The following is a 14,221-nucleotide window of genomic DNA, read 5'->3' as shown; positions in this document are numbered from 1 at the left end:
GTCGGATCTCGTTGCTTTGTTGCCAATAACCGACCGGAACGCCGCTCTTGTCGCACCGTCACCTGTCCCAGGCACCAATCTCAACGGGCCCTTTTCCGGCCCCCCCCGCAATATGGATCGAATTGATGAGTGTCGTCGCGTCGTATTTGTATCGCAACGGAAGGCGTGCGGATACGCTCGAGCTTTCCGGACAAGCGCTGGTAATGGATGAAAGCGAATTCGCCTGGATAGGGCTTCACGACCCGACGCCGGAGGAAATGACGGCAGTTGCCGCGGCATTCGGGCTTCACCCACTTGCCGTTGAAGATGCGCTCAATGGAAATCAGATCGCCAAGGTGGAGGTCTACGGCGAGCAACTGTTCGTAATTGCCAAGACGGCCCATCTGGAGAAGGACAAGATCGTCTACGGCGAGACGGCGATCTTTGTCGGCAGACACCACATCATCACAGTCCGGCAGGGCTCGGCACGCAGTCACACAGAGTTGAGAGCACAGCTCGAGGCATCGCCGCAATTGCTGGCGCGAGGGACCGATTATGTCCTTCATGCGGTCATCGATTTCATTGTCGACGGCTACCTGCCGATCGTTCAAACGATCGAGGACAAGGTTCTCGGCATGGAAAAACACATGCTTGTAGCCTTTCTAGAGCGGGATGAAATCAGGCGAATTTTCCGGCTGCGGCGGCAGGTCATCCTGTTCCAACGCATTCTCGGTCCCATGTCGGAAGTCGCCAGCAAACTGGTTCATCTGGAACTTCCGTGTGTCGACGATAACGCCAGACCATATTTCCGCGACGTGCTGGATCATATCAGACGCGTCGAAGGCATGGTTGCGGGTTTGCGCGAGGTCATCACATCCGTGTTTGAAGCCAGTAACCTGCTTGAACAACAGAGACAAGGAACGATCACGCGACAGCTGGCTGCATGGGCTGCGATCCTTGCGGTGCCTACCGCTATTGCGGGCATTTACGGCATGAACTTCAAACACATGCCCGAACTCGACACGCTCTATGGCTACTACGTGGTTCTCGGGGCGATCGTCTTTCTCTGTGTGGTGCTCTTCTTGCGCTTCCGCAAGGCTGGGTGGCTTTAGCACAACGAGCGCTGCGTCGGCCTGCGTGGGAGAGGCCCTGGTGGGGGGAGCGTAGTCGTTGAGGGAGCAGAGGATCGACGCCTGGACCATGGAGGTACGCCTTTGGCGCCTGTTGGTTATCCTTGGGCGCGCTGCTATCATCGAAAGCACGCGCCGGCCGTTAAGGCAGAGAACCACGCGCGCCGGTGAGGGACGGGAACAATTCTGATGTGCCGCGCTTTCAGTAGTGCACGCGCAAAAACGATCCAGAACTTAATCCCTCCGGATGGTGTGCAAGATGAGCGACCCTTCTTGGAGGTCATCTTTTATGGTTCACGGCTAACACCCGACAGAAGGTAACCTGTGACCATGAAACCACCCACTCGTGTATCCTGTGATAGAATGTCTCTGCCAACAAAATGCTATGATTGATCTCTCGCCGATTACCACCGTGGAAGCCCTCGAACGCTTTCGCGAACTCCCACCCGCCTATAGGCGCGAACTCGCTGGCCTGTGGCGCGGCTCTGGATTGCCAACAGGCCATCCCTTGGATGGGGTTCTTGAAAACCTCGGCTGGTTTGGCAAGCGCTTTCATCCGAACCTTCGCGCCGATGCACTTCTGTTTCAGTTCGGTCCCAATCGACTGGTCGCGCTCGATCCGGCCTATATCCCACTGGGATTGACATTGCGCCTGGGGTCAATCGGGCGCACCCCCTTGGCTCGTCATTGTTTTCGATTCCTGCAACGCCCCCTGCGGGCGTGTGGGCCAACCGCTACCCTCGAGATGCAGGACTTCGAAGGAATACGTTCAGCAGCCATGGTCTATGACCGGCAGCCAATCACGGACCGATTTCGACGGATCGGCGACGATCAGTTGTTTGGAATGATGTCGGCCCACCGTGACCCTCGGCCCTATTTCTTCATCCTGACGCGTCAGGAATAGCGCTGCCGCCGGCATAGTGTGTTGGGAACACACCTCGATGAAGCAGATGTCCAGTGTACTCAAGTTCTTAGCCGGCTATCCGCATAGCTTCGATGGGCGCTAAATATTTATGCCGCTGGTTCCACCAGCTATGAGGTTTCGTGCCCCGTTGGATGGTTGCCGTCATCGACGACTTCGGTGTCGGGCCGATCTTCGCCGTCAGCATGTTCCTGGTGCCAATGCCCGGTTCGGTCTTGATACTCGATTTCCGCGTCTTTCCCCGCGCTTTGGTGTTCTTGAGCGGCTATGCGCGCGGCTTCAAGAGCATCGTCATGAGAGGGGAAAGTTTCCGAGAAGACATCGCCCGACTTGTACGCCCAACCACCGTCATGGGGGACAACCTCGTATCTCGCTTTCGTCATATACACCTCCGATGCAAGAATTCCGGTTTGACGACGCTAGGCTGTTTTTCTGCAACCCCATGGCTCCCGCCTAAACGTATGCGCGGTGTTTCAACAGCCGCTATGAGCGTCCCCAACCGGGCATGTCAGATCCCATATAGGGTGCCGAGATCATGTTTGTACCGCATCCAGAGCCTTCCGCGGCACACCGGCACACCCATCACCAATCTGCAAGGTGCAGATCACTTGCATGTCCAAGACTTCCAATCGTTATCTTCCCGGCACCCGGGGCGTCGATTTGGAACAATACATGTCGACGCTCGTTGGAAGGCCATGAACAGAAACGAATTTGTTACAGCACTTACGATATCGACACTGATCTGCGGCCCCGCCATGAGTTTCGAACTTTTGCCAGAGACAATCAATACGGCGTCGCTCTATTCTATTCCAACAGCCGAAACGACATCGACGCGTCCGGACAATCCGGATCCTGCCATTGTGCAACTTCAGGTGCTTTTGGACCGGGCCGGCGCCTCCCCAGGCGTGATCGACGGGTATTTCGGCGAGAATGTCAGCAAAGCGATCGCAGGCTTTGAGGCGATGAATGGGCTACCCTCCGATGGCAAGCTCGATCCGGAAGTTATCACTCGTCTCAACAACAATGCCCCGGTCGTTCAGAGCTACAAGATCACCGCGGCAGATACGACCGGCCTGGTTCAATCGATCCCGGCGGACTATGGTGAAAAAGCCCGGATGGATCACCTCGGTTATACGAGCGTGGCGGAGAAGTTGTCCGAGCGCTTTCATATGGACATCGACCTGATCACGACGCTCAACCCGCAAGCGTCCTTTGCCGCCGGAGAAACGATATCGATAACGATGCCAGGCCCGCCCAAGGCCGGGAAGGTCAAACGGATCGAGGCCAACAGACGGACGGCGCATCTCTATGCCTATGGCGAAGACGGCACCCTATTGGCAGTCTATCCAGCAACCATCGGCAGTTCCGAGACACCTGCACCGTCGGGTAAGCACAAAGTCAAGGGCGTGGCGCGAATGCCTACCTATGTCTACAACCCCAAGATCAACTTCAAGCAGGGCGACAACAGAAAAATTCTGACAATACCCAGTGGGCCAAATGGGCCAGTTGGCACCGTATGGATCGATCTTTCGAAGCCGACATACGGCATCCACGGGACACCGGAGCCTGCCCTTATCGATAAGGTCGGTTCGCATGGTTGCGTGCGCCTTGCAAACTGGGATGTAGAGGAATTGGCCGCGATGGTCGAACCAGGCGTCTCTGTCGAATTTGTGGAGTAACTTCCGACATCGAATGCGACCGCATGGATTGGCCTGCGCACCTCCCCGTTGAACGGAAAGCAACCGGCTCTTGATCCGGTATCAACTGTCGTGCGCAGATCTCAATAGGCGATCAAGCGGAGCTAGCTCACGCTGTTCTGATCCCACGCCACCGTTATTCACGCGATTGGCCCGGGGACGCCCGCGGGCAGCCTTTCTCGTCGCCATCCTGAGCATAAACACCCTCCGGCGGCCGCAGCTGCTTCATCCTCTACCGGCACTTGCGCGCCCCCTCCCCGGCGCGTCGCGGCCAATCATGGGGTTTCGCCCTGACAGTGCGCCCGACCACCACCATGTCGCCATTTCGCGCGGGGCCTGCAGAAATCCGCAGCAACTGTCACCTCAATGCGCATTCGTGGGCTTGACCCGACCGGCTTTGCCTCTTCCGGTTATCCTCACGCGATCCGCAAGCCCGCAGACGAGGCGACGGAGCCCGGCAATAATCCGGCGATCGCGCGAGGCATGGCAATCGGCTCTTCCAGGGACCGGCGCGGCGTAGGGGAGCAGGCTGCTACAGGCCGCGGTGCAAGCAAGGGCAAGCCCTCCTTCACGTCCGTTTCGGCCCTGCGGGTGCATGCGCCGCTTATGGCCTTGCGCTGCTGGAAGCTCCCGCCGCTCAGGCGGTCCAGAAAGGAGCCACACCATGCACACCAAGCGCGACACCTATCAGATCATCACCGATACCATTCTCCAAGCCCTCGAAACCTGCGGACCCTGCGAGCGTCCCTGGGTCGGCCCGTCGCTGACCATGCCGGTCAACGCCGTGTCAGGTCACGAATACCGCGGCACCAACGTCGTCATGCTGTGGGTCGCCGCAAACGAGGCCGGCTACGCGGAAAATCAATGGGCGACCTTCAAGCAGTGGTCCGAAAACGGCGCAAGCGTCCGCAAGGGCGAAAAAGGCACCCCGGTCATCTGGTTCAAAATGCTAGAGCGCCAGCGTGACGAAGTCCGCGACATGGACGCCGAAGACGAGAATGGCGGCCGCATTCCCTGTGCCCGCCTCAGCTGGGTGTTCAACGTCGCTCAGCTCGATGGCTACCAACCCGCGAAGGCTCGCGCGCCCGAGCACAATCAGGTGTCCCCGATCGAAACGGTCGATGCCCTCATCACTGCGAGTGGCGCGAAAATCCGCCACGAAGGCGCAAACGCCTTCTACCGGACCAGCACCGACGAAATCGTGCTGCCGCCGCAACACCTGTTCACCGGCACGTCCACCAGCAGCGCCACCGAGGCATTTTACGGCGTCGTCCTGCACGAGCTGACCCACTGGAGTGGACCACGGCTCAAGCGCGAATTTGGCAAGCGCTTTGGCGATGATGCCTATGCCGCCGAAGAGCTGGTTGCCGAACTGGGCGCAGCGTTCCTCTGCGCCCGCCTGGGCGTTTCGGCCGAGCCTCGCGCCGATCATGCCAAGTATCTTGCCAGCTGGATCAAGATCCTGAAGGGCGACCGCAAGGCGTTCATCACCGCCGCCAGCAAAGCGTCCGAGGCCAGCGATTACCTGCTGGCTCTCCCAGACTGAAAGGAAGCGAAGGAGCGAGCTACCAGCGCGTCTTTAGACGCGCAAAGGTCCTACAGCAGAGGCCGCCTCCTTCGCTAATTTTCGCTGCGTGGGGCCCCGCCAAGAACGGTTGGACATTTTGGTGCAGTTTGTCGGTCTAGTGTCGAGGTCCATAAACAGCCGCTCAGACAAGCGCACCGATTGGAAGGGTTGGGATCGCAGTTCATCGGCACTCGCGCGATTTGCCCTGCTCGATGCTGGCCGGTTTCTAGTTGGAAGTCCTGCGTTAAAGCCTCAAATCGGCAAAAGGGCATCAGGCTTTACATCTGCAACGGATGCGTAGGTATGGGTCTCCCTTACACCGGGTAAAGGCAATATCACCCGCTCTGCCCCTGTTGTACATCGTGGCGCCGAGTGGTTTCGCAGCTGCGTCCATAGCCGAGATTGCGACGCAATTCGTGATCCAGGGCTTCCTTGCCGGTGCGGTTGCGATCGTTCTCTATACTTATACGGTTCATCAACTTGGCCCGCGAGAGGCCTCGCTGTTCATGCCGTGCATTCCAGTGACGACGTCTGTGGTCGGGATGGCAGTGCTCGAGGAAATGCTGACCCTTCCCCAGTTCGTTGCTATCGCTGCCATTACATTTGGAATGGTGTTCCCAATGCTACAAAAATCCTGAACTTCGCGGCAAGTTCACTGGCGTGGGCCATCGATAATCGACTTTGCCTGACATCACCTCCCTCCAGGCGACCAGTCGCGACTGAACGTTTTCGTTAGGCCTGTTGGATGCAACCGTCCCATCAGGTGTTAGATACCGTACTCGCGGAACATCGCGGCCTGCGGAAATGGATTGAACCTACGACACCGATCGGGAGGCTCCATTCGTCAGAGGTTCGATTGCCATGTCCCTCTCACCCACTGGTGACAGCGCTCCCTCGGCGGGCTCGATGAGGCGTGTCTGACCGAAGATTGGCTGCGCCTCGATCGTCTTCCGCAACGGCAAGTCGGCGTTTTCTTACCCCTGTCAGCTGCGCCGCCATTCCTCGCGCACTAACAAAACTGCGACTTGCCGCCCTCCATTCCATTGCGGCCCTATGGGTGCGGACCAATCGTCCCCGGTCCTTGCGACAGCCATCGAGGCCGCAATGGTGCGGCCCGACACAGCGAAAAGGAACACGACAATGGCAACCATTGGCACCTTCACCTCCACCGAAAACGGCTTCAACGGCTCAATCCGCACCCTCGCACTCAACGTCAAGGCTCGCATTGCCAGGGTCGAGAACCCCTCCGACAAGGGGCCGCATTTCCGCATCTACGCCGGTAACGTCGAACTGGGCGCGGCCTGGCAGAAGACCTCCGATCAGGGCCGCGACTATCTTTCGGTGAAGCTCGACGACCCGAGCTTCTCAGCCCCGATCTACGCAACACTTGCAGAGGTCGAAGGTGAGGTTGACCTCAAGCTCATCTGGTCGCGGTTGAACCGGGACTGAGACCTAGATCATGGCCCCGCTACATCAGCGGGGCCGACCTCGTCGAATACGGCATCTGCAGCAATGCTGTATCCATTGGAAAGAGACGCCGAAGCAGCACGGCAACATCGCCGTAGACTCTAGATCGTCTGCCCAGAACAGATTTCCGCGTTTAAAAAAAGGGGCCGCGCCCACGGCGGAGGACCCCAACACTGGGCGATCGGCGACGAGCGCGTCGGTCGCCTGCCTCACCTCGGATCGCGTCGTTCATCGGTCGCAGCCTCACGAACGCTATCGATGCCATGACCTGCCTTATAAAACTCCGACCGACGCAAGCCGCGGGCGGATTACGAGGTGCGGCTGCGACAGCAGGAATTTGCACCACCCGGTGCTTGTGGAATTGCCAGTATTTGCATTTGTGGAACGGTTGTCACCGCCCACCTTTTTTGCCGTGTGTGGTTGCCCTGCACTTGCGACGAAAACAAGACTCAATCATCGTCGGCTGCAGCATGCGATCTGGGGGGTTCCTGCATGGCTCCATCGGTTGTTTGAAACTACACGCAGGTAGGAGCATGACTGTGGCATCAGGTTCGCTGAAACTCTTGAGTTACGCCGTCCTTCTCACGTCCATCACCGCATCGGCGCATGCCCAGTCCAGCAGCGAGGAGCTAGCGAAGAAGCTCTCAAACCCAATTGCGTCGCTGATCAGCGTTCCATTCCAATTCAACTACGATCAGGGCTACGGACCGAACGACGGCGATCATACCGTGGTGAACATCCAGCCAGTAATTCCAATTTCGCTCAATGCAGACTGGAACCTGATTTCCCGTACGATCCTGCCTGTGACCTGGCAAGACGACATTGCCGGACCGTCGGGGAGCCAGTTCGGCCTCGGTGATACGCTGCAGAGCTTCTTCCTGTCGCCAGTCAAGCCAACCGATGGAATCATCTGGGGTGTTGGCCCGGTGTTTCTGATTCCCACAGCAACCGACGAGTTGCTTGGAAGCGGAAAGTGGGGCGCGGGGCCGACCGGAGTGGCTCTCAAGCAAGACGGGCCCTGGACTTTTGGGATATTGGCAAACCATGTTTGGTCGTTTGCCGGACAGAGCGACCGAACGGATGTCAGCTCGACCTTCCTGCAACCGTTCATCTCTTACACCACGCCGGAAGCCTGGACCTTCTCCTTGAACACGGAGAGTACCTATGACTGGGAAACCAATGACTGGTCGGTTCCAATTAACTTTCAGGTCTCCAAGGTGGTAAAGTTCGACGAACAGCCCGTGAGCTTTGGCGTGGGCGCGCGTTACTGGGCGGAATCACCGGAAAACGGGCCTGACGGCTGGGGAGTTCGTGCAATCGTTACGTTCTTGTTCCCAAAGTAGCAACTTTGCAACGCTCACTACTGTGCCGTCGAAACTCTGGCTTTTGGCGACACTTGAACCTCGCCCGCTCGCTAATTCGGATCGGGCGCCTTGCCCTTGGATAACCATGGACAAATTATCTGCTCCCAACCCAATTCTTGAAATAGCGCTTGGGACCGTCATGGTCATTTTGATCATGTTGGTACACGGCGTTGGCATTCGCACGATCAATCGGCGTTTCAGCAGGTCCTGGGTTCTCGTGAACAACACCACGCCGCATTGGCGTATCAATCTCTTGCTTGCGGTCGCGATCGGATCGCTGGCAATCCTTCATTTCGCTGAGACTCTCGTGTGGGCAGCGCCGATATCGATGATGGGGATAATCCCTTCAATGCGGGACAGCTACTACTTCGTCCTGGAGAGCTACACGACGCTTGGTGAAGGCACGGTAAAACTACCTGATAGTTGGCGTTTGATCGGGCCGATCATGGCGGTGTCGGGCTTGTTTACATTCGGATGGACGGGCAGCGTTCTGGTTAGCATCATGACCGAGTTCGGCAAGCTCGACAGAGGGCAGGCCAAGAAGGAATCGAAAGACTCCGAAGGATGAAATCGGCAAGGCTTGGGACGCACCAGTATAGGTAGGATGTGATTTCGGCGACATTTCGGACAATCTCGACGTCGCCGTCATGCTGCCGCTGAGGCACGGTATGATCGCTAAAGGATCACCGGGGAGCTAACCGGCCTTCTTCACCTCGGAATCCCGGCGACGGGCTGGGTCCGGGGGGCGGCGGCGCGTCGGCTGGGATGGCTGCCGTCAGCGCATTTGCGATTTCGGCCCATTACAGTCGTCGTGCTCAATCTGGGAGAGCCTGATGTCCTGCAGGAGGCGGAAGAGCGACGCCGCCAGAAAACCGAGAGCCGCCATGAACAAAACGGCGGCTCCTGGTTCGTGGCGGTACCCAACAAAGGCGATGACGAATCCGAAGATCAGAAGAAACGTGACGCCGATTCCTGCCAACACGGCCAGGTGAAGCGCATTATTGAGCACACGTTCTCGCCGCCGCAGCTCGGTCATCTCCTTCTTCAACCACGCTCGGGTATCGCTTTCGTCGATCTCCCGAAGCTTTCTGATCCGCTCCGTAACGCCGGAAATCCGACTGGCCAGAATCGCCACCATCGCAGCGACCGCGTTGAGCATGAACGCCGGCGCGACCGCGTGACTAATCATGTTCGCAAGCTGGTCAGCTTCAACAGAGACCATGTTTCTCCTCCAGGTGTTCTCGGCCACCACCGGATATGTCCAAGGCGAGTTGTATCATGCACAGTTTTGACCCTCGCAGGACTGGCTGGCCGGCGCGCGCTCCTATTTGGACTTGCCGGATGATCCCTTCCGCTGGTGGCGCGGGTTTCGTGGGAGGATAGAAGGCACGCTCATCGGACTTGACGCTTTGGCAGCTGGTGACTCGGGGCACAATATAGTTGGCGTTGTGCTTCATATACTTAGCCTCCCATGACCGCCCGGCCCGTCGTGACGCATGGCGCAACGTAGGCCGGAGGGCCCAGAAGCTTGGAGCGGCCGTAAGTCCGCAATCGCGGTTAAGACACTACGGGATGACATTGACTGCACGCGCGGCCACGAGCACGAGTGTAAGGAGCGCGATGGCGCTTTCGAGCATCATCAGGAGCTTCGCGCGCGGCGTGAGCGGCAGCACATCGGTAGGACTGAACGCCGTAGCGGTATTAAACGCCAGAAAAAGATAGTCGACATAGAGCGGCCGCCAATTGGCTGATGCGAATTCGGGAGCCGACGACTGGGGAAAGAGCCAGTCAGGTCTCCTTGATATCCCACGCGCGATGCGTGAGGGACCACCAGAATCGACCTGCCAATAGAGAAGCGAGAACGCCAGAACGTTGGTGATCCAGATCGAAAACGATGAGCTCAACAACGACACCTTTCGCGTCTCGGGCGGGTGTATCGTAATGATCCCTATCATATCGCCAAGTTCTGCGGCCGTATTGGCAACGTAGAGACTGGAAAGGACCATGATCGCAACGTGCTCGATCCGCAGCCAGACAGCATTCTCGGTCGACACCGTCACCATGATCATTGGAACAATAGCTGCTATCAGGACCCCGAATGACACCCATCGAGGCAGCGCGGAGACGTGATGCGGTAGAACCTCCAAAAAAGCGAAGACCGCAATGATTGCCAGAACCGGGGGCCAGCGGCGTTCGTCACGACCTTGTTGGATGACATTGCTCATCGCGTGGTCCCGATTGAGATCTTGAAGTTGCCAACGCCTTCCTGCTGCATCCGCCACAGGTGTATGTCATGTTACGCTATTCGCCTGTGATGCCCTACTTCATCGCCTGACCCTGTCGGGTGTCCGTGCAAGCCGACCGCCCTTCGCCGATGAGGCGATCAATGAAGTTGCCGCCTACACATCGCCATTGAGATTGCCGCTCATGAGCCTGCCCCCTTTTTGAATCGGACAAGGTCCGTTTGCGCAAGGCAGCCACGCAGACATCAACAAGCGCTCACTCCCGTTTCATCTCGCCCCGCGGGCGATCCCCACACGCAATTGTTGGTATTTTCGTATTGCCAACGCGCCAGTCAATTGCCCTTAAGGGATCCTTTCCGTCTGCTTCGAAAAGGATCATTATCTCGTGCCTCTCTCGGAGCTGGGCCAAATTCTTCCATTACCTTTCTAAAGCCGCCGCTCGCGCTACCAACATGATGCCGCATGAACTGAGGTGCGCGACACGATTGGCGGAAGCAAGTCTTCAGACCCTCCGATAGGCGCGGGGCTCAGAGTACCGCCTTTATCTGAACATCGACCGGCCTGGGCTCGGCGATGGCAGACCGCTGGCCTCCAAGCCCTCAGGAACAACCTCAACCTTTTGTTAATCCTAAATTCCTTGCCAGCAGGGCGATTTCACTCATAATAACGCTTAGGCAGTCATTCCGGCTGAAAAACCGTTATTCGAGAGCTCCCATGCAATGAACGCTAATTCACCTCCCGCAGCCCGTGCGCAGCCAACGCAGTTCGAGGACCTCATCCTGGAGCAGGGCGATCTGATCTCGAAGAAGCTCCATCTCCTCAGCATGCAGCAGTTTCCCCCGAACGCCAAAAAGCTGCTGCGTCAGTTTTCTCTGAATGAAGTCGCACAGTTTCTTGGCGTGTCGCAGAGCACCCTGAAGAAGCTGCACCTTGAAGGTAAGGGTCCCCTCCCCCAGACATCGACGTCTGGAAGGCGTTCCTACAGCGCCGAACAGATGGTGGAGTTGCGCCGATATCTCGACCAGCATGGTCGCTCGGAAGCGCGCCATTACATGCCGAAACGCCGAGCCGGTGAAAAACTTCAGATCATCGCGGTCGTCAACTTCAAGGGCGGCTCAGGCAAAACGACGACCGCTGCCCATTTGGCTCAGTACCTGGCTCTGACCGGGCACCGGGTACTAGCAGTCGACCTGGACCCGCAGGCCTCCTTGTCGTCGCTTCACGGTTTCCAGCCGGAACTCGACCAGACACCATCGCTTTACGACGCGATCCGTTACGATGAAGAACGCCGGCCGATTTCTGAGGTGATCTTACCGACGAATTTCCCCGGTCTTGATATCATCCCAGCGAACCTCGAACTGCAGGAGTTCGAGTATGATACGCCGCTTGCGATGTCTAACAGAAGCTCGAACGAGGGTAAGACCTTCTTCACGCGTATCTCGCGCGCGTTGGCCGAAGTCGATGACCGATACGACGTCGTGGTGATCGACTGCCCTCCCCAGCTCGGTTATCTCACCATCACGGCGTTGACTGCAGCCACGAGCGTCCTGATTACGATTCATCCTCAGATGCTCGATGTGATGTCTATGGGACAATTTCTCTTGATGCTTGGCGGCATCTTGAAGCCGATCCGCGATGCGGGCGCGGAGGTTAATCTGGAATGGTATCGTTATCTGATCACCAGGTACGAGCCGACCGACGGACCGCAAGGACAGATGGTTGGCTTCATGCAGACGCTGTTTCACCAGTTCGTCCTGAAGAACCAGATGCTGAAATCAACGGCGGTGTCGGATGCCGGCATCACCAAGCAGACACTTTATGAAGTCGACAAGAGCCAGATGACGCGCTCGACCTATGAGCGCGCCATGGATGCCTTGAATGCTGTCAATTCGGAAATCGCTGACCTGGTCCACGCCTCCTGGGGACGTAAGGTCGCCGGCTGACGATCGTCAATGGGATGACCGCTCATGCGGTACAGACAAACGGAGTAACGAGATGGCGAGAAAGAACTTACTGGCAGGTCTGGTTGACGCGGCCGATACTCCGCAGACAGACATCGCGCCTGCCTATCCAATGCGCGGTGCATCGAAGAGCATGGTTCGTTCGCTTGATGAACTTTCCAGGCAGGCCGACAAGTTCCTTGAAGGCGAAACGATTGTCGAACTCGACCCGGATTCGATCGACGGATCCTTCGTGGTCGACCGCCTTGAGGATGACCGAGAGGAATTCGAAGCTCTCAAGCACGCGATTGCCGAACGAGGCCAGGATACGCCGATCCTTGTGCGCCCTCACCCGTCGGCGTCTGGTCGCTATCAGGTGGTGTTCGGACATCGCCGTGTCCGGGCCGCCCGCGAACTCGGCGCCAAGGTCAAGGCCGTTGTTCGAGCGCTGGATGATCGCACGCATGTCATTGCGCAGGGGCAGGAGAATTCCGCGCGCGCCAATCTCTCCTTCATCGAGCGGGCGAGCTTTGCCCATCGGCTGGAGGCGCTTGGGCATGATCGCTCGGTAATCTCTTCATCCCTTACCGCCGACAAGACGGCGATCTCGAAGATGATGACCGTGACCGAACGGATTTCGCCGGAGGTCATCAGGAGCATTGGCCCTGCCCCGTCGACCGGACGCGATCGTTGGCTTGAGCTCTCGCTGCTCGCTGGAAAGGCGGACAACGTGGGACAGATCGGCGAAGTTCTGGCACAGCCCTCGTTTGGCTCGCTCACCAGCGACGAGCGTTTCAATGCGCTCTTCAACGCGCTTGCGACCTCGAGGAAGCCTGTCAGGAAGGCGGTGCTCCAGGTCAAGGATCACTGGCAAGCCGAAGATAAAGCTGTGCAAGCTCAGTACTCGAACTCCGGCAAGGCATTCGCGCTTTCGATGAAATCCAAGAATGCCGGGCGGTTTGGCAAATACCTCGCAGACAATCTGGATCGGCTTTACGCCGAATTCCTGTCCGCGAAGGGTTGAATGGGAGCCCCAAAGGGCTTTCGTTTCGATCACTTTCTTTGCTGGGAGGCTTGGACAGATTGACCGTTTGCAAAAAGTTTGCCTGCCGGCAAACAGAAAATTGGTTTGCAAACCCCATAGTGTATGCGGGAATTTGATCAGTATAAAAGCCGGTACGGAAAAACGCTCGCGAGTGGCCCGTACGCAAAAAGTTGTCGGCCGGCAATTTCGGCACAATCCAATGAAAAACCAATGAATTAACGCCGTGCGGATTACACGCGGAAAATAGAATGCCGAGCACACCAGGCCGGCGGTAGCGTCTGCGGCCCGGACGCAAACGCGCTCAGCAGCACCGCCTGAATCGCGCAGATCGATCAGCCAGACTCGCTTTTGAGCGATGTTGCGTCTATTGAGACAGGCGGTTGTTGGAGGTAGCACCGCGGGCAGGGCTTTGGCGAACGGGGCATTTGATGCCGATTTCGGATCCATCTTTCGCAAGATCTGATGAACAGTCGGTCCCTACCGTTATCGCGCGCGAGTTTCCATCGCGCGACATTCGCCTATCATTCGATCCGGCAAGTGCAGCCTGCGCCGGTCATTGATTGTCAGGCTGCTTCTATGTCTGTGCGCGAGAAATCGTCGCCTTTGAAAAGCAATGGCTCGTTGCGCGACTTGGCCAGCGCATAGGAAAAACAGTCCCCAAAATTCAGGCTCGCCGGGTGCCGGCCCTTGCCAAAGCTGCGCCAGGCACGTCTTGCAATAGCAATCTGTTCCGCGTCGACAGCGACGACTTCGACACCCGCTTTGTAGAGCCATAGATCGAGCTCGGCAGCGCCCGCCTCGCCGAGGCGAGCCTCGATCACGATGGACAGTTCAAGAATTGTCGCAGCTGAAATGAAACGCCGCGGA

At 57.7% G+C, this 14,221-nt stretch carries 14 protein-coding genes and 1 pseudogene; 10 read left to right on the top strand and 5 right to left on the bottom strand.

What is annotated here, in order from left to right:
- The first annotated feature begins 125 nt into the window (after nt 1–125).
- Complete coding sequence (locus ASD02_RS17280; RefSeq protein ID WP_057220949.1) at nt 126–1,091, top strand: magnesium and cobalt transport protein CorA; 966 nt, start codon at nt 126–128, stop codon at nt 1,089–1,091.
- Nucleotides 1,092–1,494: 403 nt separating this feature from the next.
- A complete protein-coding gene (locus tag ASD02_RS17275; RefSeq protein WP_057220948.1) occupies nt 1,495–2,013 on the top strand; it encodes a DUF4334 domain-containing protein in 519 nt (172 codons plus the stop codon).
- Between the two features lie 128 nt (nt 2,014–2,141).
- Here ASD02_RS17275 and ASD02_RS17270 read toward each other — a convergent pair whose 3' ends face one another.
- Nucleotides 2,142–2,414, bottom strand: a complete 273-nt coding sequence (locus tag ASD02_RS17270; RefSeq protein WP_057207678.1) for a DUF2188 domain-containing protein — start codon at nt 2,412–2,414, stop codon at nt 2,142–2,144.
- Nucleotides 2,415–2,726: 312 nt separating this feature from the next.
- Between ASD02_RS17270 and ASD02_RS17265 the strand changes: the two genes are divergently transcribed.
- Nucleotides 2,727–3,710, top strand: coding sequence for a L,D-transpeptidase (locus tag ASD02_RS17265; protein ID WP_057220947.1), 984 nt, complete (start codon nt 2,727–2,729; stop codon nt 3,708–3,710).
- A 682-nt stretch (nt 3,711–4,392) separates the two neighbouring features.
- Entirely contained in the window at nt 4,393–5,274 is an 882-nt protein-coding gene (locus ASD02_RS17260; RefSeq protein WP_057220946.1) for a zincin-like metallopeptidase domain-containing protein, read from the top strand.
- A 273-nt stretch (nt 5,275–5,547) separates the two neighbouring features.
- On the opposite strand, the pseudogene ASD02_RS39800 reads toward ASD02_RS17260, so the two are convergent.
- Nucleotides 5,548–5,640: pseudogene (locus ASD02_RS39800) on the bottom strand (ArsR family transcriptional regulator); the annotation flags it as partial.
- A 17-nt stretch (nt 5,641–5,657) separates the two neighbouring features.
- On the opposite strand from ASD02_RS39800, the gene ASD02_RS38980 reads away from it, so the two are divergent.
- The 4 genes from ASD02_RS38980 (at nt 5,658) to ASD02_RS17240 (ending at nt 8,694) form a co-directional block, all read left to right on the top strand.
- On the top strand, nt 5,658–5,933 hold the full coding sequence (locus ASD02_RS38980) for an EamA family transporter (RefSeq protein ID WP_277996359.1): 276 nt from the start codon (nt 5,658–5,660) through the stop codon (nt 5,931–5,933).
- A 502-nt stretch (nt 5,934–6,435) separates the two neighbouring features.
- Complete coding sequence (locus ASD02_RS17250) at nt 6,436–6,744, top strand: DUF736 domain-containing protein (protein WP_057213826.1); 309 nt, start codon at nt 6,436–6,438, stop codon at nt 6,742–6,744.
- Between the two features lie 551 nt (nt 6,745–7,295).
- On the top strand, nt 7,296–8,105 hold the full coding sequence (locus ASD02_RS17245; protein WP_057213824.1) for a hypothetical protein: 810 nt from the start codon (nt 7,296–7,298) through the stop codon (nt 8,103–8,105).
- 106 nt (nt 8,106–8,211) lie between these two features.
- Nucleotides 8,212–8,694 carry a hypothetical protein gene (locus tag ASD02_RS17240; protein WP_057213821.1) on the top strand — a complete coding sequence of 161 codons (483 nt, stop codon included), beginning with the start codon at nt 8,212–8,214 and terminating at the stop codon, nt 8,692–8,694.
- Between the two features lie 207 nt (nt 8,695–8,901).
- On the opposite strand, the gene ASD02_RS17235 is transcribed toward ASD02_RS17240, so the two are convergent.
- Both ASD02_RS17235 and ASD02_RS17230 read right to left on the bottom strand, forming a co-directional pair.
- On the bottom strand, nt 8,902–9,348 hold the full coding sequence (locus tag ASD02_RS17235) for a DUF2721 domain-containing protein (RefSeq protein WP_057220944.1): 447 nt from the start codon (nt 9,346–9,348) through the stop codon (nt 8,902–8,904).
- A 343-nt stretch (nt 9,349–9,691) separates the two neighbouring features.
- Nucleotides 9,692–10,351, bottom strand: coding sequence for a hypothetical protein (locus ASD02_RS17230; RefSeq protein ID WP_057220943.1), 660 nt, complete (start codon nt 10,349–10,351; stop codon nt 9,692–9,694).
- A gap of 737 nt (nt 10,352–11,088) precedes the next feature.
- On the opposite strand from ASD02_RS17230, the gene repA reads away from it, so the two are divergent.
- A complete protein-coding gene (gene repA, locus ASD02_RS17225; protein WP_057213813.1) occupies nt 11,089–12,312 on the top strand; it encodes a plasmid partitioning protein RepA in 1,224 nt (407 codons plus the stop codon).
- 52 nt (nt 12,313–12,364) lie between these two features.
- Nucleotides 12,365–13,333, top strand: a complete 969-nt coding sequence (gene repB / locus ASD02_RS17220) for a plasmid partitioning protein RepB (RefSeq protein ID WP_057220942.1) — start codon at nt 12,365–12,367, stop codon at nt 13,331–13,333.
- 584 nt (nt 13,334–13,917) lie between these two features.
- Here the strand turns inward: repB and ASD02_RS17215 are convergent.
- A partial coding sequence (locus tag ASD02_RS17215; RefSeq protein WP_057258473.1) for a type II toxin-antitoxin system VapC family toxin occupies nt 13,918–14,221 on the bottom strand: 304 nt, incomplete at its 5' end.

The sequence above is a fragment of the Ensifer sp. Root1252 genome (genome assembly GCF_001425885.1).
GTDB lineage: Bacteria > Pseudomonadota > Alphaproteobacteria > Rhizobiales > Rhizobiaceae > Ensifer > Ensifer canadensis.
Note: the sequence above shows the minus strand (reverse complement) of the source record. Positions and strands in the feature narration are given on the sequence as shown.